This window comes from Candidatus Latescibacter sp. IFSED24, from assembly GCF_058273205.1.
In genome coordinates, this window is sequence record NZ_CM177850.1 from 846,177 (window position 1) to 871,535 (window position 25,359).

A 25,359-nucleotide genomic window follows, 5' to 3' on the forward strand; every position below is an offset into this window, starting at 1 on the left:
TCCTTGGCACTGTTGTTTGCCTTTAGTGCGTTTGCCTCCGAGCCGCTGCATATGGTCCGCGGTGGGTGGGGTACCCTGCACGGAGAGTCGATCAACACCGCCAAGGCACTTGGTGATACCGTTTACCTGCTCGGCAACCCGCTGAACACTGATCAGTGGTTCAACGGCTCGCCGCCGCAGGGCAACGGCACTTTTGAAGACCAGTTCGGCAATGAGAACTGGAATGGCTGGACTCACGAAGATCTGACGTTCAGCCCGGTTTCGTACTGGAACGTCAGCGACTTCAACCCCGCCGAGGGTGACTACTCCATGTGGTGTGGCACCTACGACGAGAACTACGCGACGCCTCCGGGCTATGGCCACGACTGGAACGTGAACCTGGTCTTCACCTACGAGGTGGATGACAACACACTGCCCAGCACGGTCAACTGGAGCGCCACGGTGCAGCAGGATTCGGAGGTCGGCTGGGACTTCACTTACATGGAAGTCAACCGTGCCGGCATCTGGACCGGGCTGGCCACCTATGACGGCAACCGGACCTACTCGTTCAACCAGACGTTCTCGTACGCCAGCACCGACTACGTCGGTTCCGGCGCCAACGAGATCATGCTGCGGATCCGCTTCGCGTCCGACAGCAACACGGACGACGAAGATGGTCTGCTGCCCACCGACGGCGCCTGCCAGGTCGACCTGATCAGCGTGACCGTCAATGGCACCCTGGTGGACTTCGAGGACTTCGAGGACCAGGTCAGCGACATGTGGTTCCCCGTGCTGGATCCCGGCGTGGGTGACTATGCGGAGCTGTATTCCAACCTGCAGGATGCCGATCCCTGCCGGTCCAACTTCTCGCCGCAGGTCGCCTTCATCGACGACGGCGTGGTGGTTCCCGGTACCGGTGGCACGTCCTGCGTGACCTGGTGCTACGGACCCGGTGGCTGGATCGTGAACAACACCGGTGGTCTGATGGGCCCCGATTTCTACATCAACAACATCATCATCAGCCCCCCGCTCGATTGGCCCGCCGGCCTCAACGGCGCCACGATCGAGTACGGCTTCTTCCGCCATGAGGAACTCGGCGCGGGCAACACCTGGCCCGGCATGTTCTATCAGTGGCACGTGCGGTCCACCGCGGATCCCATCGCCGATCCCATCGAAAACGCGGCCTGGGATAACCGGAACTTCGTCCAGTACGGCGGTCCGGATTACGGTCGTCAGAGGGAAGTCGTGACGGACCTGATGGTGGCCGGTCGCACCCAGGTGCAGCTGAGCCTACGCTGCATCGAGTACGGCTACAACTGGGGCTGGATCGGTACCGACGGTACTCCTGCTCCCTACTTCGACAATGCCATGTTCCTGGCCTATCCGTACGATGGTCCTGGCATCAGCACCCGTGATATCGATATCGCCAACGACAACTTCCCTGAAGCTGGCGACTTCGACTTCTCGGATCTGGCCGCCAACAAGGTCCGCTTCGATATGGCCCGGAACATCTCTCCTGAGGACGACCAGCGGAACGACCCCGGCGACTCGATCTTCTTCGACGTCAAGGCCGTTGTCGCCGGTGCGGTCCTGGATGGTGCTCCCCGGATGTACGTGCGGATGAAGGCCAACGACATCTTCGAGGGTGTCCGTATCCTTCCTCCCAACTTCACCCGGACCAACGACTTCTTCGAAGATGGTGACAACCTCATCGAAGGTTACGTCGAGGGTGATACCACGTTCACCGCTGCCGGTACCGTGGTTGCGGATCGCTGGAACTTCGACCTGCCGGACGAGGAAGGCGACGCCTTCTTCTTCCCCGGCGACGTGATCCACTACTACATCGAGGGTAAGGACAACCTGGCCGGTACCATCGGTACCTCCATCCTGCCTGGCGACACCACCGGTTTCGCCACCTTCGATCACCGTCTGCAGTACGATAGCGACTTCATCGTCCGCGCCCTGCCGACCCTGTTCTCCGCCACTGCCGGCGACCAGCCGGAGATCCTCTGGTGGAACGACTTCGGCGATCGCGGCGGTGAGAACGAGTGGTTGTACGCTCTCGGTCAGCTCGGCTTCCGTGAGGGTATCGACTACGACATCTACTACACCAACGGTCCCTCCTCGGGCGTGGGTAATGGTCTCGGCGGCCGCGCCACCAGTGCGCTGCTGGACGGCTACGACACCATGCTCTACACCGCGGGCGACCTCTCGGTGAACCTGTTGGCGAACGGTGACTTCACGAACGATCCGTCGGACGACCTGAACGTGGTCACCAACTGGCTCGGTCGTGGTGACAAGAATGCGTTCATGACCGGTGACGATCTGGTTTACGGTATCCTCGATGCCGGTGACCAGGGCAGCGCCTTCGTGAACACGTACTTCAGCGTCAACCTCATCGATCGTAACATCCTCGGCTACATCGCCAACCAGACCGCGCCCATCGCCAAGCCCATGGCTGGCAATGGCGTGCTCGCTCGGACCTCCGAGTGGGTCTGCTACGGCGGTTGCAACACCATCAACACCTTCGATGCCGTCGAGGTTGCTGGTACTGCCACCCGTCTGGCCGAGTTCACCGACCTGAACGGCAACACGGGTGTCTACACCTATGCTGCTGGTGTCTACAACGTCAACGGCGCTGACAACGCTCGTGTCGTCATGATGCCGTATGACTTCATGTTCATCTACAACGCTCCGGGCTGGACCCCGCCTCCGGGTTACCAGGGCATGCCGGCTCGTACCGTGATGCTTGAGGATATCCTCAACTTCTTCGGCAAGACCGGTGGCTCCCCCGTGATCGGTGTCACCCCCGACGCCGTGTTGAGCGTCACCAACTTCCCGAACCCGTTCAACCCGACGACCACCATCAAGCTGAATCTGCCGCGTACCGGCGATGTCAGCCTCAAGGTGTTCAACGTCCGTGGTGAGCTGGTCCGTACTCTGGTCAATGGCCAGATGGAAGCCGGTGCGCACGACATCGTGTGGGACGGCAAGACCGATCGTGGCAACCAGGCGGCCAGCGGCGTCTACTTCTACGAGACGCGCGCTGCCGGCCAGGTGAAGGTCAACAAGATGGCGCTCGTGAAGTAATTCACGGACTCATCGCGCTGACAGGCGGCGGTCCCCCAGGGGACCGCCGCTCTTTTTGAGCCAGGGACACGGTCTCGCGGCAATCATGCGGCCTTTCGGGAAACCCGAAGTTGACACTGGCGAGACGTAATCCCTATATTTCACACGCATTCATGAGGGATCCGGAGACGGTGGCTGCGCCCCGGCCAGCGTCTCGTCTACAAGCTGTTTGCCCCCACCGAGAACGGCCCGGGATCCTGGCAAGTAAGCCCCAACGAACGAGGGAGCGCTGACCCTATGTGGAGCCCGAGACACGTCCTCGTAACCCTCTTCCTCTGCCTGCTCGCCGTGTCGCTGCTCTTCGGGTGCCGGGCCTTCGAGCCCGAGGCGGTCATCGTCAACCGCGCTCCCGAGACCTACATCATCGGTTCGCCGGCCGAGACCAGCGGGGCCTACTTCCACTTCCACGTCTTCTGGTACGGGACCGATGCCGACGGCTACGTCGAACGCTTCGTCTGGGCGCTGACCGACACCTCGATCCAGGATCCCGAGACCGACGACGACGAGGAGGACCTGAACTTCAATCCCGCCACCAACAGCAACACTCTGGAGATCGGGACCTATACCACGCGCACCGACTCCATTTTCGATTTCCGCATCGACCAGGGCGCCAACCTGACGTACGACATGACGCTGCACATGGTGGCCATGGACGACCGCGGCGACTTCGACCGGACGCCGGCGCGGCTGCACTTCTTCAGCAACGCCCTCGGTCAGCCGCAGGTTCAGTTCTATCGCGACGAGATCGCCCCCGGCAACGAGTTCGCCAACTACGACACCGTGGCGTACCACGCGCCGTTGTTCCTGCGCTGGTCCGGCTCGACGCCCAACATCTACGCCTACGATCCCGAGCTGCTCGCCGAACGCGACACCGTCTTCCCCTACGACGATGGCCTCTTCGGCTTCAAGTGGCGCGTCCCCGATTGCGACGACTGCAACGACGCCCAGGAGGACTGCTGGAACCCCAAGGCCTTCGACGAGGCCACTGGCGACAGCTTCAGCTACTTCGGCAACGTCACCGCCCTGGATTTCCGGAGCGACGGCTCGGGCCCCGGCTGCTTCGGTCAGGTCCTGCCCGCCCAGATCCTGCAGGTGCTGGTCAACACCATCGACGTGGCCGGGGTCCAGGTGCCGGCCCTGGACCAGACGCTCAACATCGTCATCAACTATGATCCCGACACCTACATCCTGCGCAACGAGCAGGACCCCGTGGACGACCACAACGATGACTTCACATACCCGTACTACGAAATCTTCAACGGCCCCGAGCCGGGGATCTACAGCTTCTCCGAGGGCGACACCGTCCCTGACCGCGCTTACGTCCGGTTCAAGGCGCTGGGCTGGGACGATCCTCGCGACCAGCAGCTCGGCAGCGCGAACAACCTGACCTTCCAGGGCCAGTTCATCGCCGGCCAGAACATCCGGATCAACGGCATCTACTTCGAGTTCGCCACCACCTACAGCGACACCCACTCCACCGGCGAGTGGAAGGCCGCCGACGCGGCGGACTGGGATAACCCCAGCGCCGACACCCTGGGCTTCGAGGTCGGTCCGTTCAATTACAGCGTGGTCATGCGCGCCGTGGACGAGCAGGGCACGCGCGACGGCACGCCGGATACGTTCAGCTTCGTGGGCAACTACCCGCCGTGCGTGCAGTGCGTGGAGATCATGAACCGGGAATTCCAGCCGCAGAACGCCTTCGAGGATCCCTGCTACGACAGTGCCTGTCTGGAGGGGACGCCCGAGCTCGAGGTCTACCAATGGAATGGCTTCAGCGGCGATCCGAGGTATGACGCCGAAACGGATCCGAATTGCCTCACGTTCGCGACGAACACGAACAGGTTCATGTGGGTGAATGCCAGTGCCGGGGCCATCCTTTTCCAGACAGAGAGGCCCGCTGGCGACCCAGCTGCCTGGTTGGGGATACAATCCACCGAGTACCATTTCATGATCTACATGAGCGGCAAGGATAACCCCCGCGAGTTCAGTACCCTGGCAAGGGACCGCATCAAAGCCTGGCGCTATCAGGTTGATTACGACCTCGATGTGGGCGGGGCGATCAGCGATGGCGGCGGATCCGACAACATCAACTTCCTGAGCGGGTTCAACATCAACGAGAATAACCCGGATCCGCAGCTCAGTGATTTCTTCGTGATCCCCACGACCGGCGTCTGGGGCAACCGGATCACGGTCGCTGTGCCGAACTTCCTTTTCATCGGTCCGGGTCTCTACTGGAATTACCTGCGCAGCTCCTCAGGCTACAACTGTCCGCCGCTGCCCGCCGGGTCGCAAGCCGACACTCTGGCCTGGCAGGCCGATCCTGCGGTCCAGAAGGCCTACAAGGCCTGGAAATTGACCCTGATGCAGTTCTCGCCGGGCAACGTGCAGGTCATCGCAGCGGACAATGCCACGTGCGATTGGCGCCAGAACACCAACACGTATCACTACTACGATGGGACGCGGATCCCCACTCCCAACGGGAGACGGTGTGAGGATGGGGCTTATGAGGATGAAGATCATCCGGAGCTGGGCAGCATCGATCTGCAGGACTTCATCGCCTACAGCAACAACCAGATCCCGGTGACCAAGGATTTCAACCTGAGCCTGTACCTGCAAACCCCTACCCCGGAATGGCCAGATATCAATGTCCCGTTCACCGGGTACGAGGATCCGCCGTACTGGATCCCCGACACGAACAAGCAGCGACGCTGGCGATAGACAGACAGCACGGCCGGACCGGCGGTCCGGTGAAAGGACGAAGCAATGGTGAAGCGAATCACGGTGACGGGGTTGCTGCTGGGTAGCCTCCTGGCCCTGGTGCTGGGGGCGGGCTGCGGTCCGTCCACCGACCTCACCGGATCTCCCATCCCCAACGCCTTGCCCGACACCCGGGTCACCGCGCGTCCGCCCGACGTGATCGAGGCCGGGTTCGTGGTCCAGTTCTACTGGACGGCCAGCGATCCCGACGGCCGCATCGACAAGTACCAGTGGCGGATCAGCAACAACGGCACCGACGGCATCAGCGTGCAGGACACCCTGACCTTCGATCCGGTGACCGGCGACACGCTGAACCCCTGGTTCGACACGCTCTCCAGCGACTCGACCTTCCTGGTCTCCGCCGACATCCCCGATTTCCCCGGCGATCCCGAGGGCTACAACCGCAGCTATCAGACCCACAGCTTCTGGGTCCGTGCGGTGGACGAGGATGGCGGGATCGACCCCTCGCCGGCCAGCGTCAGCTTCACCAGCACCACGCTGCTGCCCTCGGTCACTCTCAACGGCCCCACCAGCGTGGTGGGCCAGATCGAGGCCTCGGCGCTGCCCAAGACCGTCACCTTCCTCTACTACGGGATCGATCCCGACTTCGACGTGGGGCTGCCCACCAAGGTGCGTCACCTCTGGAAGCGCGCCATCCTGCCCAACGGCGACTACGCCGATACACGCAACGACTTCCGGGCGAACATGGACTACCTGGTCTCGTTCGACGATTCGCTCTGGACCGACTGGGAAGATTACGACACCAACGACGAGACCCGTCGCGTGACCCTGCCCGATCGGCAGCAGACCGACGCGAATGGCGACAATATCTACTACCTCTTCGCGTTGCAGGCCCAGGACACCGCCGGCGCCGTGAGCATCGACCGCATCTACGGCCAACAGGTGGCCAACGTCCGGATCACCGACGCCCTGGCGCCCCAGCTCCGGGTGCTCGAGCAGTACCTTGGCGAGTTCGCCGGCGCCGGCCCCAACCTGGCGCGGAGCCTGGACATCGCGGCCGGCCAGGAGCTCAACTTCTCCTGGACCGCCAGCGCCAGCGGCTATGCCGGCGAGATCGTCAGCTACCGTTATGGCTGGGACGTGGCTGATGTCGCTGACGCCAACGATCCTGGTTGGGCGGTCCTGCCGGGCAACTCGGCGCAGCACCGCCGCTCCCCGACCATCTCCTTCCCCAGCAACGTGCATACCCTCACGATCCAGGTGAGGGACAACTCGAACCAGCTCACTCAGATCCAGATCAACCTGAGCGTGGTGCCGGTGCCGGCCCCGGGGGATCAGCTGCCCGTGCTGCTGGTGGACGATGTCAAGGACCAGGACAGCAACAAATGGCCGGACCCGAACGGAGCTCCGCTGGATCGAGACTTCCATCGCGACGCGTTCTGGGAGGGGACGCTGCAGGCCGTCGCCAACTTCAACCCGGTGTTCCATTCCATCGATACCGAGGACGAGCAGGTCGAATACCGCGACGTGGTCGGTTACCGTACCGTGGTCTGGACCGGCCGCTGGGTCGCGGAGAACAACAGCGCGATCGGTCGGGAGTTTCGGCCTCTCACATCCGGCCAGGGCGATGTGGACAAGTACATCTGGCTGACGCCCTACCAGCAGAACGTCGGCAACGTGCTGTACGCCAGCAACCGCGGCATGAACGCCTTCCTGGCCGAATCGACCTACGAGGTGCCCATCGTCTTCGAGTCGCGCGAGGGCAATGTCTCCAACGGCAACGAGCAGGTCAACGGGATCACCGTGCGCCGCGCCTTCGGCACCCGGACCCTGCCTGACGGTACCACCGTGCAGGTCGGGCTCACCCGTTATCCCTACGCCACCATGGGCATCGCGGCACTGGACATGATGTCCGTCAATGCGGCCTACTACGAGTACAATACCGGTGCGCTGGTCAACCGTCGCCGCAAGGCCACCTGCGTGGGCATGAAGGGGCTGGTGCTGGACAGCACCTTCAAGGCGAACTACCTGCCCGGCGGATCGGTCTTCGCCGACACCATCCTGAACGACCCGGTGATCGACTGGTACGACGATCCCTACACACCGGTCACTCCCCAGAACCAGACGCCGCTGGACGACGTGCTCGCCCTGACCTACACCTGGGGCAACGACGAGTTCTACGACCGCGACATCGTGGCCCGCAACTCGCAGATCACCATCCAGCAGTGCGACGGCGTCGACTGCGTGGAGCCCATGTTCCGGTCGTGGACGCGCTTCGACTGGATCCGCGCCAGCCGGCTCGCGGACGATCCCGAGTCCACCTGGCCCACGGGTTACTACGACGAGGAACTGACGCTCGACACCTACTGCGGGCCCAAGGCCTTGCAGTCCGATCAGAGCAGCGCCATCACCAACAACCTGGTGGTCGGGTTCGTCGCGCGCAAGACCGCGCCCGACAAGCCCAGCCAGGTGGGGGACGTGAACTGGGGCTTCGATCCCTATCGGTTCGACAACACCGAGATGTCCAAGGCGATCCTCTGGGTGCTGGGGCACCACTTCGGCCTGACCGTCACCGAATAGTCCGCTGGACCGTCGGTCGGGGATGCCGCCTGGAGGCGCCCCCGACCAACGGACTCCGCAAAGCAGTCAAAGGTAGGCAATGAGCATGTTTTTTGGGACGATGAGGCGCGTGCGGACGGCCGGTCTGACCACCTTCCTGATCCTGGCGGCACTGGGATTCCAGCCCGCTCAGGCCCAGCCCGAATCCAGCTGCGATCTGCCGCTGGCCGTGCCGGATGCCGCCGACGTCACGGTCACCCTGCAGCCCACGGTGCGTGGCCCCGGCCTGTTGCTGACCTGGCCCGTGCCCGACCTGGACGCCTCGACCTGCTACGCCCTCACCGACACCGCCGGTCTGGGCATTCCGCTGGTTTTGTCCGGCAGCTATGCCGATGATTTCGACCGGACCCTGATCTTCCAGTTCATCAACTCCGGCACCGTGGGCGACACCCTGCAGAACCGCTTCACCTGCATCTGGAACAACGGCAATTCGGTGCGCACCGGTCGCATCGGCGGCGAGATCAACCTCAGCAATACGGGCGGCCTGTGGGTCAAGCCCGCTGACGGCGACTGGGACCAGGACAATGCCGGGCTCCCGTCCTATCTGCCTTACACCAACGTGATCGATCTGGCCGTGGCTGACGACGGGACGGCAGTCCTGGGCCTGACCTCTGGCAATCCCAACAACACCCAGAACAATCCCCGGGGCGTTTTCGTGTCCACCAACGGCACCTGGGACGAGATTGCGGTCGAGGTATTCGGCCGGATGCGCAGCGCATCCGCGGTGGCCATCGATCCCGGCAACAGCGACCGGATCGCGGTGGGTACCTACAGCAGCGGCCTGTTCGTCTCCAGCGACGGTGGGCAGTCCTTCACCCAGTGGACCAGCAACCTGGATCCCGCCAGCGCGCCACCCACCACCTTCCAGGTGACGGCCCTGCAATGGACGGACAACCGGCTCAGCGTGGCCATCAACGCCTTCGGGCTTTTCGTCTCGACCGATGCTGGCGCCTCCTTCACCCGATCGGATATCCAGGTGCCCACCAGCCCGGATGACCCGACGCTCCGGCGGCCGAAGATCAACACGATCGTCGAGGATCCCAACGATGCGCAGCGGGTCCTGGTGGGTCTGGACGAGCATGGCGTCTGGGAATCCACCGACGGCATGAGCACCTGGCACACCATCTCGGCGTCGTGGCTCCCTCCCGACAGCAATCCCGACGATGATGTCGTACCCTGGCGGCGCACGGCGCTCAGCATCGCCATCGATCCGAGCGCCAGCGAGCGGCTGAGCGTGGGCACCGTGACCCAGACTCTGTGGCGCACCCTCGATGGGGGCGGCACCTGGGACCAGGCCACCACGCCCTTCGACGACCCCGTCGAGTATCCCGAGAAGCCCAAGGTCTACAACGTGCTGTACCACGACGGCGCCTTGCTGGCCATGGCCGACAGCTACGGCCTGATCGAATCGGCTGACCAGGGCCTGACCTGGACCGAGGTGGCCGACCAGCCGTTCATCCGCTACGCCCGGCGCGTGCTCAGCACGCCCGAAGGCTTGCAACTGGCCAGCTACTCGGGCGGCATCTTCGAGAAGGGCTCGACGGTGGACATCAGTGCCACCATCACCAACACGGCAACCGACCCCGCGTATCGCGACCTCGAGCTGGGGATCGCCATGACCTTCGGCGAGGGCTCGGTGACCATCGCCAACGGCGAGCCGTTCATCTTCAACCTCATCGGCCAGGTCTTCCAGGGCTGGGTCGTCTGGCGTTCCGATCTCAACGATCCCGACACCATGATCATGGCCGGTCGGCTCGATAAGAACAACCCCGAGACCTGCATCGAGGGCTTCTGCGGCGATGATAACTACGTGCTATTGCCCAACTGCTTCTCCGAGCGTCGCGCAGCCTGCTTCGACAGGACGGTGCCCGGCCAGGTCAGCTTCTACGACGGAGACGTCTTCAATGGCTTCTCCTACTATTATTCGGTGACGCCCTTCGACTACGGCGACGTCTCCTTGGTGGTCGACCCGGTGTCGCTCTCGACGCCCATGATCTTCCCCGCGCGCTTCCCGGATGATCCCGATGCCGCGGTGGAGGGCCCCGGCAACCGGCAGGCCGTCCAGGTCAACCTGGCTGCGGCGCCCGCCGCGGACGGCAAGGAGATCTACGTCTACCCCAACCCGTTGCGGCGGGGCGTGGGCATCGCCGGCGGGGAGGGCGAAGAGGTGATCTGGACCAACCTGCCGCCAGAGAGCAAGATCGAGATCTTCACGCTCGCTGGCGACAAGATCACCGATCTGCCCAAGGCCGACAGCCCCCAGGAGGGTGGCAATATCTACTGGATCACCCGCAACGATGACAACCGTTTGCTAGCCTCCGGCATCTACATGTGGCGGGTGATCATGCCGGAGCGGGGCGACTTCTGGGGCAAGCTGGTCATCATCCGCTGACCCCTGGTTCCCGTGGCATCCAGGCGGCGCCGGCTCCGGCCGGCGCCGTCCCTGTGACGGAAGGGACTTGTCTGACAGCCAGCCGTGGCTATACTGGATCCCCGTGCGCCCCGAGAGGTTCGAGCAGTCGAGCCGGGACACCTGACGGCCGCCGGAGTGCGGCCCTTGAGGAGGAATGATGAGCGAGAAGAAGGTCTATTTCTTCGGTGACGGTCAGGCCGACGGCAAGACCGAGATGAGGAACCTGCTGGGTGGCAAGGGTGCCAACCTGGCCGAGATGACGTTGCTGGGCGTGCCGGTGCCTCCCGGGTTCACCATCACCACCGCGGAATGCATCGCCTACCAGCAGAGCGGCGAGCTGTCCGCTGCGCTCAAGGACCAGGTGCGCCAGACCATGCAGAAGGTCGAGGCCATCATGGGCAAGACCTTCGCCGACGCCGCCGATCCGTTGCTGTTCTCGGTGCGCTCCGGCGCGCGGGTTTCCATGCCCGGGATGATGGACACCGTCCTGAACCTGGGACTCAACGACGAGACGGTCCAGGGTCTGGCCGACAAGAGCGGCAACGAGCGGTTCGCCTACGACAGCTACCGCCGCCTGGTCCAGATGTATGGCGACGTGGTCATGGGCGTGGAGGGCGAGCACCTGGAGCACGCCATCGACCGGATCAAGGCCGACCGCGGCGTCAAGCTGGACACCGAGCTGTCCACCGCCGACCTCAAGGAGCTCATCGCCACCTTCAAGGAGATCGTCCTGAAGGACACCGGCCAGCCGTTCCCCGACGATCCCTGGGAGCAGCTCTGGGGCGGCATCACCGCCGTGTTCAAGAGCTGGGGCGTGCCCCGGGCCAAGGAGTACCGGCGCATCAACCGCATCCCCGAGGAGTGGGGCACCGCGGTCAACGTGCAGACCATGGTCTACGGCAATCTGGGCGAGACCAGCGCCACCGGCGTGGCCTTCACCCGGGATCCGTCCAACGGCGAGAACCGGTTCTACGGCGAGTTCCTGGTCAACGCCCAGGGCGAGGACGTGGTGGCCGGCATCCGCACCCCGCAGCAGATCAACGAGGCCGGTCGGGAGACCCTACCCGCGAGTCACGAGGCCAAGAACCTGCCCACCATGCACGAGCTGATGCCCGAGCTCTACGAGGAACTGGATGCCATCCGGGTGCGCCTCGAGAAGCATTACAAGAACATGCAGGATATCGAGTTCACCATCCAGGAAGGCCGCCTCTGGATGCTCCAGACCCGCCACGGCAAGCGCACCGGCACCGCCGCGATCCGCATCGCCGCCGAGATGGAGAAGGAGGGCCTGGTCGACGCCAAGGGGGCGGTCATGCTCGTCGAGCCCGACCACCTCGACCAGTTGCTCCACGACCAGATCGACCCCAAGGCCGAGGTGACCGTCCTGGCTCACGGATTGCCCGCCTCGCCGGGTGCTGCCCAGGGCGAGATCCGTTTCTCCGCCGAGGACGCGGTGGCCGCGGCCGACGAGGGCAAGAACGTGATCCTGGTGCGGCGCGAGACGAGCCCCGAGGACATCGCCGGCATGAACAAGGCCCGCGGCATCCTCACCAGCCGCGGCGGCATGACCAGCCATGCGGCCGTGGTGGCACGCGGCATGGGCAAGCCCTGCGTGGCCGGCTGCGGTGATGTCGAGGTCGACGCCGCGAAGAAGACCATGACCGTCGCCGGCCGCACTTACGGCGAGGGCGACATCATCACGCTCAACGGCACCAACGGCGACGTCATCGACGGTGCTCCGGCGCTGGTGCCGCCGAGCATGGACGACCCCAATCTGGCCAAGGTCATGGGCTGGGCCGACGAGTTCCGCCGCCTCAAGGTGCGGACCAACGCCGACACGCCCCACGACAGCCGGCAGGCCCGCGAGTTCGGCGCCCAGGGCATCGGCCTGTGCCGCACCGAGCACATGTTCTTCGGCGAGGACCGCATCCGACGCATGCGCCAGATGATCCTGGCCGAGGGCGAGACCGCCCGCCGCGCCGCGCTCGAGCACATCCGCCCGCTCCAGCAGGCTGATTTCGAGGGGATCTTCGCGGCCATGGACGGCCTGCCGGTGACCGTGCGCCTCCTCGATCCGCCGCTGCACGAGTTCCTGCCCCAGGGCGAGAAGGAGATCGCGGAGCTGGCCGACGACCTGGGTGTCTCGGTGGCCGACATCGAGCGCAAGATCGAGAGCCTGCACGAGCAGAACCCCATGCTGGGCCACCGCGGCTGCCGGCTGGGCCTGACCTTCCCCGAGATCTACGAGGTGCAGGTCGAGGCCATCATCGGCGCCGCCCTGGTGGACAAGGCCAAGGGTATCGACGTGCATCCCGAGATCATGATCCCGCTGGTGGGCGCCCGTCGCGAACTGGCCGACCTGCGCAAGCTCTGCATCGCCACCGCCGAGCGCGTGATGAAGGAGCAGGGCGCCGAGATCGACTACCTGGTGGGCACCATGATCGAGATCCCGCGCGCCGCGCTCACCGCCGACCAGATCGCCGAGCAGGCCGACTTCTTCAGCTTCGGCACCAACGACCTGACCCAGATGACCTACGGCTTCAGCCGCGACGACATCAATACCTTCCTGCCGATCTACCTGCGGCACGGCATCCTGCCCACGGATCCGTTCCAGCAGCTCGACCAGACCGGCGTGGGCCAGCTGGTGGAGATGGCGGCCAGGAAGGGTCGCGCCACCAACCCCAAGCTGCACCTCGGCATCTGTGGCGAGCACGGGGGCGACCCCAGCAGCATCGCGTTCTGCCACAAGGTCGGGCTCGACTACGTCAGCTGCTCGCCGTTCCGGGTGCCCATCGCCCGGCTGGCGGCGGCCCAGATCGCCATCGAGGAGGAACTCGCGGGCTGATTCCGACGTAGATGACCGAACCCGCCGCGGCGGTCGCCGGCTCCGGCCGCGACCGCCGCCGCTTTCCAGGTCGGCATTCGGCCGACCGCCACCCGAGGAGCCGTCGTGCACGTGCAGTGGCTGACACCGATCTGGGCCTGGCCTCTGCTCGTGTTCGCCGCGCTCGCCTGCTTCTTCTGGGCTCGCCGGACCTACGCCTCCACCGTGCCCGCGCCCACCGTCAGGGCGCAGCGTCTGCTGGTGACGCTGCGGACCGTGACCTGTGTCCTGGTGCTGGTCGCGGTGGCCCGGCCGCTCCTGGTCCGGCTCCTGTCGGTCCGCGCCGATGCCATCCTGGCCGTGGTGGTGGAGGACACCGGCAGCATGGCGCTCCGGGATCATCGCGAGGGTCCGGACCGCTGGACGGCAGCCTGGGGGCTGGCCACCACCGTGGACTCGCTCGCCCGGACCATGGACGAGCCGCCCCGTGTGATCTTCTTCCGCGGCAACGGCCGCCAGCCTCTGGTGCCCACCGATCCGGCCTCGGCGCTGGCCGACACGCCGCGCGCCGTGGGCACCGACCTGCCCCATCTCGTGATCCAGGCACGCCAGCAACTGCTGGGGCAACCGCTCCGGGGCCTGGTGGTGCTGGCCGACGGCCATTCCGAGGCCGGATCACGACCGGCGGCCATGGCGGCCGTTCCGCTCTGGCTGGTGGGCATGGGGGATCCGCAGGGACCGCCCGACCGCTACCTGGCCGACCTGCGCTACCCCGAGGCCGTCCACCGGGGGGAGCCGCTCACCGTGGAGGTGGCCGTGGGCCAGCGTCAGCACGGGGGCGCCCTGGTAGGCGTGCCGGTCACCATCCGTCTGCTGCACGGTGAAGATGTGGTGGCCGAACAGACCGGACCGCTCGACGATCTCGGTCGCTGGGAACTCACATGGACCCCGCAGGAGATCGGGCTGGCCGTGCTCGCCGTGGAGGTCACGCCCCTCGACAACGAGCGTTTCCTGGCCAACAACCGCGCGACCCTGGCCGTTGACGTCCACAAGGACCGGTCGCGGGTCGCGGTCCTGGCGCCGGTGCCTGGCTGGGACGTCCGTTTCCTGGCCCAGGCCGCCCTGCGGCAACCGCGGCTGCAATTGCGGATCATCAGGCCAGGTCCCGAGGGTCCGGTCTTTGCAGACAGCCTCCAGGCCTGGGTGCCGCCAGCCACGGCCGCCGGCTGGTTGGCGGACTGGGACGCGGTGGTGCTCTCGGGATCGCCGGGGATCCTGTTGTCCGATGGTGGGGCGTCGCTGGCGGAGGCGGTCCGCCAGGGGCTGGGGCTCTGCGCCATCGCCGGCCACCCGGCGGTGGGTGACCACGGACAGTTCTGGCCTCCGGCGTTGCAGGAAGTGCTGCCGGCCACCATTTCGGCAGGACCGCCCCGGGCCGGCGAGTTCGTCTGGCAGCCGGCCGCGGCGGCCGCCCAGCACCCGGTCCTCGATGGGGTGACACACGGACCGGGGGCGGTGGGTGATCCCGGCCAGCGACTGCCGTTGCCGTTCCTGCAACCATCGCAGTTGCGGCCCGGAGCCGAGGCGCTGCTCTTCGCGGGCCGGGAGGGCCTGCTGCTGGCCGCCGCACGACCGGGCCAGGGCCGGAGCCTCTGGTTCGCGGGTCGAGGCCTGTGGGAGCTGGCGTTCTGGCAGCTGCCGGCCCGCCAGGCGGAGGCCCTCACGCCCGAACGCCGGCTTTTGCAGCAGATGCTGCTCTGGACCGCTCTGGGCGACGAAGCGGGCGGGGTGGCCTTGCTGGGGCGCAAGCTGGTCTACGAGGAAGGCGAGCCGGTTCCCGTGGCGGCGCGCTGGCGCGACCTCCGCGGTGAGCCGGTGACCAGTGGCAGCATCACCGTGACCGTGGAAGAGGTCGCAGGTTCGCGCGAGACACGCGAACACTCGCTACGCTGGGATCCCGCCCGGCCGGGGATCGCCCAGGGATCGCTGCCACCGTTGCCGCCGGGGCGCTGGCGCCTGACGCCCCGGGGCGAGGCCGATCCGGTCGTGGTCGGGACGCCGCGCGAGATCGTGGTCACCAGGGCCGAGCGTGAGCGGGCCCAGGTGCGCCAGGACCGCCGGAACCTGCGGCAGATCGCGGCCCGCAGCGGCGCGACCTACCTGGATGCGAGCCAGGCCGCCGACCGGGCGCGTCTGGTCGCCGACCTGGCCGCCCTCGACCTGGCGCCGGTGACCACCACGCGTCAAGATCGGCGCGAACCGGCGGCCGGCTGGGCCTGGCTGGGTGTGGTGGTGGGTCTGCTGGGCGCCGAATGGCTGGTGCGTCGGCGCCAGGGCCTCCTTTGATCCTGCCTGCTGAGTGAAGTCATCTCCTGCCTCCCGGACAGCGAGCCTGGTCCGTGTGCCCATTCGCCCTGCTGGTGTTGCTCTCGCCGCTGGTGATCAACGAGATCTGTTATGACCCCGCTGGCTCCGACGAGGGCGCCGAGTTCGTCGAACTCCTGAATCCCGGCCCGCAGGCCTTGGGGCTGGCAGGAGTGCGCCTCGAATTCGCCAACGGCGCCGTCGAACCAGCCTGGCAGACCCGCTGGACTGGGGGCGCCGCCGATTCGCTCGCCGCCGGGGCACGTTTCCTGGTGGCTGCCAGTGGTTGGGTCGGGCCGCCAGCCCAGGCCGAGGTCTCGCTGGCGTTGCAGAATGGACCCGATGCGCTGCGACTGGTCCGCGCCGACGGCAGCACCGACGTGGTGGGCTGGGGCGACCTCGCCTGGCCCGAACTCAGCGAGGGCGAGCCGGCGGTGGACGTGACGGGGCTGGCGCTCGCCCGGCGACCCGACGGCCGCGACACCCAGGACAACGCCGAGGATTTCCAGCCGGCGGAGCCCACGCCCGGCGCTGCGAACTGGCCCCGATTCGGGCCTCGGCTGGCGGGGTGGACCTGGCAACCGCCGACCCTGGTCGCGGCTGGTGGGATGCTGACGGCCAGCATCCGCCTGGTCAACGCGGGCTGCGAGGACCTCGGCGGCAGTCGGGGACGCCTGGCCGTGGGTGCTGCCGACACGGTCTTCCTGCTCCCGCCGCTGGCTCCGGACCAGGACACCATGTTGGCCTTGACCTTGCACCCGCCGGTGGCCGGATCGCTGCCCGCCTCGCTGCAGATCGTGGCGCTCCAGGCGCCGGACACCGTCACGCTCGGCCTGGGGCGCGTGCAGGTCGGACCCGGCGACATCCGGTTGAGCGAGGTGATGGCGGCTCCCCGTGCCGGTGGCGAGTGGCTGGAGATCATCAACACGGGAACGGTTCCCCGGAGCCTCGCCGAACTGGTCGTACGCGACGAGGACGGATCCTGGCGCAACTTGCCCGAACAGGTGCTGGCTCCGGGGGACTGTCGTCTGGTGGCGCAGGATGCCGCCGCTCTCGAGGCCTGGCTCGCCGAATGCGTGGCCTCGGGAGCGCCGCGCACCTGTGATCCGCAGCCGGTGATCGGAATGTCCGGCTGGCCATCGTTGAACAACTCGGCACCCGCGGGACGTCCGTTCGCCGATCGCCTCTACCTCGCCACCGCCGACACCAGCGTGATCGACCACGTGACCATCGGCCTCGGCGATGGCCGGGCCCCCGTGGGGCGCAGCCTCGAGCGCGGGGCGGACCTCCGCTGGCGCGCCGCCACCGCACCGGCCGGAGCCACGCCAGGCTGTCCACCACCGGCGGAACCCCTGGCGGCCGCCGGCACCTTCCGGATCTTCCCCAATCCCTTCTCCCGCCGGCAGGCCGACGGCACGCTCCACCTGCGTCTCGGGGTTCCGGACGAAGCCCTGGGCTGGGAGCTCCGGATCTTCGATCTCTGGGGCCGCCTGGTCCGTGATCTCGGCGGCGACGACCTCGGCCCGGGAGAACGGGACTTGAGCTGGGATGGCGCCGACGAGGCCGGCGACCAGGTGCCAGCCGCCGGCTACGTGGCGGTGTTGCACTGGCGGCTGCCCGGTGGCGGCCGCGTGTCGGCTGGGCGCCGGTTGCTGGTCCTCAGGGAGGGCCGGCCTTGAGGCGTGGCTGCCGGGTCTGCTGGCCCGTCCTGGTGTTGCTCCTGGCTGGCGAACTGCATGCCGGCGGGATGCATGATCTCGAGGATGCCTGGCTCGTGCCGGTCGCACAGACCCGGGCCCTCCTGGGCGATGACGAGACCGCTCGTGGCTGGCGCGTCATGCTGGCCCAGGGTGCGCTGTTCGGGTTGCCAGAACTGCCGCAGAGGGGACTGTTGCTCGCGCGGCATGGCCGACGCTGGTCGGCGACCATGTCCTGGCAGCGGCTCGGATCCGACCTCTATGGCGAGGACCAGATCCGTGGCGAACTGCTGGTTGGGAACCGGCTGCAGCTGGGCGTGGCGGGGGGGGCTCACTTGCTCGACCTCGAGGGCGATCCCCTCCGGCGACACCTCACGGGGGCCCTGCGTGCGCGTGTGACGCTGCCGGCCCACCTGATCCTGGAGGCCTGGCTCCACCTCGATCCCAGCCCGTCCTGGTTCGGTCAGCAGGGGCTGCGGCGCTGGCTCCTCCTCGCCGGCGGCAACGAGAACTGGGCCTGGGCCGTTGCCGCGGACCGGTCGGTCCTGGGGCATCCGGTGCTCCAGGGCGAGGTCCAGCTCAAGCTGGCTCCAGCGGCCACCCTCGGGATGCGGATCGAGCCCTGGTCTCACGCCGTGGGGATGGTGACGGGCTGGCGCATGGGGGCGCTGCTCTTGCGGACGAGCCATCTGCTGCATCCCGACCTGGGCACCACCCATCGCTGGGGACTGGTACTGGGGGGAGGCTCGTGAGGCGCTGGCTGGCCGGCGGCCTGCTGGGGTGTCGACTCCTGTGGCAGCTGACCGCCGCGGGGCCGCTCCTGGCGCAGGACGTCCTCGATCCCGCCGAACTGGCGGCGCTGCTGGCGGATCTGGAGGCCAGCGGCGGGGTCCTGAGCGCCGAGGACCGGGCGATCCTCAGCTCGCCAGTGGAGCCGGCGCAGAGTCGAGGAACGTGGGCGCTGACCGTAGACTGGAGCCAGGAACGTCGTCGCAGGCTCACAGGCGACCTCCAGCAGCGGCGCGGCCCGGTCGCGGGGCGGCTGCGCTGGCGACAGGACGAGGCCAGCGAGAGGCTCGCGGGCTGGTGTCGCTGGCAGCAGGGGCCGTGGTTCGCGGCCGCCGGCAGCGGCCGGTGGCGCCATGGCTTCGGCATCCTGACCGCGCCCCTGGGCGCGCGTTCGCGGCTGGCCACCGGCGCTTCGCTCCAGCCGGCGGAACCCGGCTGGCGGCCCGGGATCGCCAGCGTCGGCGATCAGATGCCACGTGGTCTGGCCCTCGGCCTGGCCTCCGGTCCGGTGGCGGTGGCCGGGATGATGGGGCGGGACGAACAGGGTGGTCGACAGACCCTGGTCCGGACGGCATTCCAGGCACCCCTGGTGACGCTGTCGTTGCTGGGGCTGCATCGTGCCGGCCACACGGGCGGGAGCCTCGCCCTCGCCTGGCAGCGGGGGCCCTGGCGGCTGTCTGGCGAAGCTGCGGCCTGGCGCCAGGACGGGGGCGTGGCGGCCTGGCAGCGGGCGTGGGTCTTGGCGGCCACTCACCGCCGACGGCGCTGGCAGGGCGAGATCACGGCGGCGGTCAGCCAGGCGCACCTCGGCATGCCGGGGGCCGTGCGGCCCGCTTGCCTGGCCGGCTGGCAGGCCACCGGCTGGGCGGGCCGGTTGCGCTTGCGCACCGGCGAGCGCTCGGATCTCGAGCTCGTCGCTGGCGATACCCGGGAGCGCGATCCCGACGATGTGGCCAGCGCCGACCACGGCCGCGGCCTGCTGGCCGTGGCGTGGCAGAGGTCGGATCCCGACCGGCTGCGCTGGGACGTGGGCTGGCGCCGTATCCGTGAGAGCTGGCAAAGCTGGGACCAGGATCAACCGTGGCTGCCCGCGGCGATCACGAAGCAGCGCTGGCGTAGCTGGCTCGTGGTCCGGGCCACCCGCCCGCTCGGTGCGAACGAGCTGTCGCTGGGCTGGCGGCGGCTCGACGAGCAGGACGGGACACGGCAGCTCCTGACGTGGCGCTGGCGACACCGAAAGCCGCGCTGGCGCTGGCTCTTGGCGGGCCAGGTGGCCTGGGGAGCACCGCTGGATCTGGTCGCCGTGGCCACCCCGGTGTCCGGCCTGGTGACCTTGCAGCACTGGGGCCACTGGCGTGGTGGCTGGCTGCTCGGAGCCGAAGGAACCGGCTCGCTCCGCTGGCGGCTGGGGCTGGCATTCCGCTACCACGAAACCGGGGCGCTGGTGGCCACCGGGCGGGTCGCCTGGGGAGGGGCGTTCTGATCGCTCAACTCCGGTCGGTAGCGGCCGATGAGTGGGAGGCCAGCGGGCTCGGGGGCCCGTGGTCACCACCACCAGTCTATACGGGGATCATGAGCACCGTCACCGAATGCCATCCGCTGCTTGAGCCTGGACCGCCCTCGGTCGCCGCCGAGCTACCCGAGGCGTTGCTGGATGAACTCCGGGACCTCGCTCGTCGTCACGACCACCTGCCCGTCCGCTCGCGACAGCTCTTCGAGCAGTTGCGCAAGATGCTCGGCCAGGAGCGGTTGGGCGCCTGTCTGCGCGGCATCCAGTGCCTCGCCGAGGAAGGGGAGCCGGCAGGAGCCCGCCTGCTCGCCGCCTTCCTCGACGCCAACACCCCCGGTTCGCAACTCCTGCCGCGTATCCGTCGGTTCCGCTCGACCGGACGCCTCCTGAACGCCGATCCCGATCTGGTGGGGGCGACCTTCCTGGCTGATTGGCAGCAACGCTTGCACGATCTGGCCGCTGCTTGCCAGCAGAGGCTGGGGACCGAGGCGGCCCCTGCGGCCGGAGCGCCCGCGCGGCCGGTGGACCAATATCCCTTGCCCTTGCTCCGGCAGACCCTCTCGGTGATCGCGGCGGGCCTCGCCGCGGCCGATCCCGGTCGCGATGATCTCACCCTGGTTGCGGATCTGGTCCGCCTCGAATGCGATGCCTACCAGGAACGCGTGAGCAGGCTCGCGGGTGCGATCGACCCCTTCCGGGTCTCCGCCGTGATGCGCGCGCTGCCCCTGCTGAGCCGGGCCGACGCCGAGGTCCGGGACCTGAGCCGGCTGGCATCCTGGCTCGCGGACGGCGACGTGGAGGCTGCTTTCCGCCGCCGGGTGCCCCGTTTCCACGAGGTTCTCGACGAATCGGAACGCCCCCAGTTGACGGCCGCACTGCGCGAGGATCCCCAACTGGCCAGTCTGGCCACCGCCTACCAGGCGCTGCTGGCCAGCCCGCTGTCGATCCGTCATCTCGCCGGGCCGGTGGCGCGGATGCTCGTCCTGGGGCGGGCCCTCCAGCGCGAGGGTCTGCGCGAGGCGCCTCTGGGGTTGCTGGCGGCTGTGTCGCTGGTGCTCACCCATTGCCCAGCGGGCCGCTTCGAGCTCGCGCTCACGCCCGAGCTGCGAGAGGCGTTGAACCGGATCTTGCTGGCAAGCCAACGCGGCGGCCTGGATGACCTGGTGGGCCTGGCCATTCGCGGCGACGACCTCATCCTGAGCGAACCCGATCTGGGGCTCGGGGATCGAATCTGGCGCGACGATCTGCCGACCCTGGAGCAGATGCAGTCCACGCGGACGGAGACCACCGACGCCGACGACAAGATGGAGGCGGCCGAGGATCCGGAACGGGTCGACGAGGACAAGTCGGCCAGCGCGGTGAAGCAGCTGGTGATGAACAACATCGGCAGCGTGAGCATCCTGCTGGGCTTCCTGCGCAATCCCAAGGTCACGGCCATCCCCGGCCTGGTGGCCGACGTGGCCAGGCGGACCCGGTCGGGCCGCGTGCTCGAGGTCATCGCCAGCGAGCGCACGCTGACCAGCGGACACGCCAACAAGGACGTGCCGCGGGCGCTGCTCGAGAGTCCAGTGAACGTCCCGGTCAAGACCCTGCGCCGTTTCATCCACGTGAAGTACGTCTCGAAGACCGACCTCAAGCGCATGGCCAAGGACAAGGCCAGGCTGCGCAAGGAGGTCTGCCTGGAGATCGAGAAGTATCTGGAATCACTGAACTGAGCGCGCCTCGCCTTGACGCCGCTCTCCGAGCGGCCTAATTTCGAATCCTGAATATTGCCGGTCCCTGCAACGGGGCCGGTCGTCGTTTTCCGGAGGTGGGTCATGCAGGCTGACCGTACGCGAAGCCGGCGGTTCGTCATCGCTCTCGGCGGAAACGCGATCCTGCCGGTGGGCAAGCGCGGGACCTTCGCCGAGCAGGTCGAGGTCACCCGGCAGACCATGGACCAGGTGGCCCAGCTGGCGTTGGCAGGCCATGAAGTGGTCATGAGCCACGGCAATGGGCCGGTGGTCGGCAACATCGTGTTGCGGGGCGACGCGGGCGAGCAACTGCACGGCATCCCGGCCATGCCCATGTTCGTCTGCGGTGCCGACAGTCAGGGTGGCCTCGGTTTCCTGCTCCAGCAGGCGTTGCGCAACTCGCTGCTGCTGGCAGGTATCGACCGGGCGGTGGCCGCCGTGGTGACCCAGGTGCTGGTCGATCCCGAGGATCCGGCCTTCGCCAAGCCCACCAAGCCCATCGGTCCGTTCTACGACGAGGCCCAGGCCCGACTTCTCGAACAGGAGAACGGCTGGACCGTGGTGCAGGACTCCGGCCGTGGCTGGCGCCGCGTGGTGCCCAGCCCGCGTCCGCTCGAGGTGGTGGAGTGGCCGGCGATCAAGGCGCTGCTCGACGCCGGGGTGCTCGTCATCGCCGTGGGCGGCGGCGGGATCCCGGTGGTGAAGGGGGCCGATGGGCAGCTGAGCGGGGTCGACGCGGTGATCGACAAGGACCGCGCCAGCGATCTGCTGGGCCGCCTGGTCGGCGCCGATACGCTGATGATCGTCACCCAGATCGACAAGGTCTTCGTGCGCTTCGGCCAGCCCGACGCCGAGGCCCTGGATGTCCTGCCGGCCAGCCGCGCGCGACAGCTGCTCGCCTCGGGCGAGTTTCCGCCGGGGAGCATGGGGCCCAAGATCGAGGCGGCCCTGGGCTTCCTCGACCATGGCGGCCAAGAGGTGATCATCACCGATCCCGGTTCGATCCTGGCGGCGGTGGCCGGCGAAGCGGGGACCCGTATCGTGGCGGATTCCCCCGGTGAGCCAGGCTCACCCTGAGGCGGTCGGCACGCTCCGCCTTTACCATTGTGAGAGCAAGAGCCGTGGTCTAGTCTGGGTCGAAACTGGAGGTCTTCGCTCATGACACGCAAGGTCCTGGTGATCGGTAGCGGCGGTCGCGAACACGCCCTGATCCGGCAACTGGCAGCGTCGCCACGACGGCCCGAGATCTTCGTGGCACCCGGGAATCCGGGCACGGCCAGCCTGGCCCACAATCTCCCCGTGAACCCTGCCGACACTGCCGCCGTGATGGCGGCCTGCCGCGAGCACGGGATCGATCTGGCCATCATCGGACCGGAGGATCCGCTGATCGCCGGTCTGGCTGACCAGCTGCGCCTGGTCGATGTGGAGGTCTTCGGGCCCGGACAGCTCGGCGCGCGCCTCGAGGGTGACAAGGAGTTCGCCAAAGAGGTCATGGCCACCGCCGGGATCCCCACCGCGCGCTACCATGCCTTCAGCACGGTGGACGCCGCGTTGCGCCACCTGCAGACCGTGGACATGCCTTGCGTGGTCAAGGCATGCGGCGCGGCGCAGGGCAAGGGCGTGGCGGTGTGCGACACGCGCCACGAGGCCGAGCAGCACATCCGGCTGTGCCTGGAGGACCATGGCTTCGGCAAGGCGGGCCAGCGCCTGATCATCGAGGATTGCCTCTTCGGCCCCGAACTGTCGGTTCTGGTGGTCACCGACGGCCAGGACTACGCCCTGCTCGCTCCCAGCCGTGACCACAAGCGCGTGGGGGAGGGCAGCACCGGCCCCAATACCGGCGGCATGGGCGCCTTCGCGCCGGTACCGCTGAGCGAGGACCTCTGCCACCGGATCGACGCCGAGGTGGTGGCGCCGCTGCTGGCCGAACTCGTGCGGCGCGACATCCCCTACCGCGGCGTCCTCTACGCCGGACTCATGCTCACCGACGAGGGGCCGCGGGTGCTCGAATTCAATTGCCGCTTCGGCGATCCCGAGACCCAGGTCGTGCTGCCGCTGTTGCAGGGAGATTTCCTGAGCCTGGTGGAGGCCACCGCGGCGGGCCGCCTCGCCGATTTCCTGCAGGGGTTGCCCGATGCCGAGACCGGTGGGCCCGAGGGCTGGCCCGGTCGCGGCATGACCGACTGGCACCGTAGCGCGGTGGTGGTGGTGGGCGCCAGCAAGGGCTACCCGGGCGCCTACGCCAAGGGGCATGCCTTGCAACTGCCCCAGGACACCGCCACGGCCTGGATCATCCATGCCGGCACGGCGTTGCATGATGGTGGCCTGGTCACCGCCGGCGGTCGCGTGCTGGGCGCCGTGGGTGAGGGCAGGGACCTGGCTGCCGCCCGGCAGCAGGCCTATGCGCACCTGAAGAAGGTGGATTGCGACAATCTTTTCTATCGGCAGGACATTGCCGGCGGTATCGAAAGGACAACGGTGTGAGTGATCAGAATACGGCCCGGCTCGTGGTCTTGCTGGGCAGCGCCAGCGATCTGCCCGTGGTGGAAGGCATGGCGCCGCTCTGCGAGCGCTTCGGTTTCAGCTGTCGCGTGGAGATCGCCTCGGCGCATCGCCAGCCCGAGAAGCTGCACCAGGTGATCCGCGACAGCGAGGCCAGCGGGACCGAGGTGTTCGTGGCGGTGGCTGGCATGGCGGCCCACCTGCCCGGCGTCACCGCGTCGCTGACGGCCAAGCCCGTGATCGGTGTGCCCGTGGCCGCCGGTCCGCTCGCCGGAGTCGATGCCATGCTCTCCATGGTGCAGATGCCGCCCGGCGTCCCCGTGGCCACGGTGGCCATCGGCAGCGCCGGGGCGCGGAACGCCGTGGTGCTCGCGGCCCGGATCCTCGCGCTCAAGGATCCCGCGGTGGCCGAGGCCCTCGCCGCCTATCGCGACGCGCTGGCCCAGGGGGGCAAGTGACCGGCCAGGCGCTCTGGCTAGACACGGCAGGGGTGCTGTCGGCCCTGGCTGACGGGGCGGTGATGCTCTTGCCCACCGATACCTTGCCCGGCCTGCACGCCCGCCTCGACCGCCCGGCCGCGCTGACGGCCATCGACCGGCTCAAGCGGCGACCGCCGGGCAAGCCGCTGCTGGTCCTGGCAGCCGACCTCGCGGCGGCCCAGGCCCTGACCACGCCGCTGGACCGCCCCGTCCTCGACCGCCTGGACCGACTCTGGCCGGGACCCTTCACCGTGATCCTGCATGGTCGTGCCGACCTGCCGGCGGCGGTGACCTCGGACACGGGCTCCGTGGCCATCCGGGTGCCCGACTGGACCCCGCTACGCAAACTGCTGGCGAGCAGCGGCCCGCTGGTTTCCACCAGCGCCAACCTGAGCGGTCAGGCTCCGGCCACCGATCTCCAGTCGGCCAGGACCCGTTTCCCGACCTTGCCTGCCTGGCGGATCACCGCCGCGGATCACGGGACCGCCGCCTCGGCCCTGGTCGACCTGACGGGCCCCCGGCCTCGCCTGCTGCGGCCCGGCCCACAGCCGCTTCCAGACGCCGACGGTGGGGCGTAACCGACCCTCCCGCAAGAGTCCCGCC

14 protein-coding genes are annotated in these 25,359 nt (G+C 67.7%); all 14 read left to right on the plus strand.

The genetic code is table 11. The annotated features are described in order from the left end of the window. Nucleotides 1-51: 51 nt before the first annotated feature. The 14 genes from IFSED24_RS03345 to IFSED24_RS03410 all read left to right on the plus strand — a co-directional run bounded on the left by IFSED24_RS03345 (nt 52) and on the right by IFSED24_RS03410 (nt 25,334). Nucleotides 52-3,069 carry a FlgD immunoglobulin-like domain containing protein gene (locus tag IFSED24_RS03345; protein WP_491333806.1) on the plus strand — a complete coding sequence of 1,006 codons (3,018 nt, stop codon included), beginning with the start codon at nt 52-54 and terminating at the stop codon, nt 3,067-3,069. Nucleotides 3,070-3,345: 276 nt separating this feature from the next. Next, on the plus strand, nt 3,346-5,826 hold the full coding sequence (locus IFSED24_RS03350) for a hypothetical protein (RefSeq protein WP_491333807.1): 2,481 nt from the start codon (nt 3,346-3,348) through the stop codon (nt 5,824-5,826). A 45-nt stretch (nt 5,827-5,871) separates the two neighbouring features. Then, nucleotides 5,872-8,406 carry a hypothetical protein gene (locus IFSED24_RS03355; RefSeq protein WP_491333808.1) on the plus strand — a complete coding sequence of 845 codons (2,535 nt, stop codon included), beginning with the start codon at nt 5,872-5,874 and terminating at the stop codon, nt 8,404-8,406. Between the two features lie 109 nt (nt 8,407-8,515). Beyond that, nucleotides 8,516-10,837 carry a WD40/YVTN/BNR-like repeat-containing protein gene (locus IFSED24_RS03360; RefSeq protein WP_491333809.1) on the plus strand — a complete coding sequence of 774 codons (2,322 nt, stop codon included), beginning with the start codon at nt 8,516-8,518 and terminating at the stop codon, nt 10,835-10,837. 178 nt (nt 10,838-11,015) lie between these two features. Beyond that, nucleotides 11,016-13,703, plus strand: coding sequence for a pyruvate, phosphate dikinase (gene ppdK, locus IFSED24_RS03365; protein WP_491333810.1), 2,688 nt, complete (start codon nt 11,016-11,018; stop codon nt 13,701-13,703). 105 nt (nt 13,704-13,808) lie between these two features. Next, nucleotides 13,809-16,028 (plus strand): hypothetical protein, encoded by a 2,220-nt coding sequence (locus IFSED24_RS03370; protein ID WP_491333811.1) that lies wholly within the window; start codon nt 13,809-13,811, stop codon nt 16,026-16,028. A gap of 53 nt (nt 16,029-16,081) precedes the next feature. Then, nucleotides 16,082-17,725, plus strand: coding sequence for a lamin tail domain-containing protein (locus tag IFSED24_RS03375; protein ID WP_491333812.1), 1,644 nt, complete (start codon nt 16,082-16,084; stop codon nt 17,723-17,725). Beyond that, nucleotides 17,722-18,495: a hypothetical protein gene (locus IFSED24_RS03380; RefSeq protein WP_491333813.1), complete on the plus strand. Its 774-nt coding sequence runs from the start codon at nt 17,722-17,724 to the stop codon at nt 18,493-18,495. Before IFSED24_RS03375 ends, IFSED24_RS03380 begins: the two co-directional genes overlap by 4 nt. Next, nucleotides 18,492-20,015: a hypothetical protein gene (locus IFSED24_RS03385; protein WP_491333814.1), complete on the plus strand. Its 1,524-nt coding sequence runs from the start codon at nt 18,492-18,494 to the stop codon at nt 20,013-20,015. The genes IFSED24_RS03380 and IFSED24_RS03385 overlap by 4 nt, the downstream gene beginning before the upstream one ends. 89 nt (nt 20,016-20,104) lie before the next feature. Then, nucleotides 20,105-21,757, plus strand: coding sequence for a hypothetical protein (locus IFSED24_RS03390; RefSeq protein WP_491333815.1), 1,653 nt, complete (start codon nt 20,105-20,107; stop codon nt 21,755-21,757). A 102-nt stretch (nt 21,758-21,859) separates the two neighbouring features. After that, entirely contained in the window at nt 21,860-22,852 is a 993-nt protein-coding gene (gene arcC / locus IFSED24_RS03395) for a carbamate kinase (protein WP_491333816.1), read from the plus strand. Between the two features lie 81 nt (nt 22,853-22,933). Further along, complete coding sequence (gene purD / locus IFSED24_RS03400) at nt 22,934-24,259, plus strand: phosphoribosylamine--glycine ligase (RefSeq protein ID WP_491333817.1); 1,326 nt, start codon at nt 22,934-22,936, stop codon at nt 24,257-24,259. Then, nucleotides 24,256-24,735: a 5-(carboxyamino)imidazole ribonucleotide mutase gene (gene purE / locus IFSED24_RS03405; RefSeq protein WP_491333818.1), complete on the plus strand. Its 480-nt coding sequence runs from the start codon at nt 24,256-24,258 to the stop codon at nt 24,733-24,735. The genes purD and purE overlap by 4 nt, the downstream gene beginning before the upstream one ends. Beyond that, nucleotides 24,732-25,334 (plus strand): L-threonylcarbamoyladenylate synthase, encoded by a 603-nt coding sequence (locus IFSED24_RS03410; RefSeq protein ID WP_491333819.1) that lies wholly within the window; start codon nt 24,732-24,734, stop codon nt 25,332-25,334. The genes purE and IFSED24_RS03410 overlap by 4 nt, the downstream gene beginning before the upstream one ends. Nucleotides 25,335-25,359: the final 25 nt, after the last annotated feature.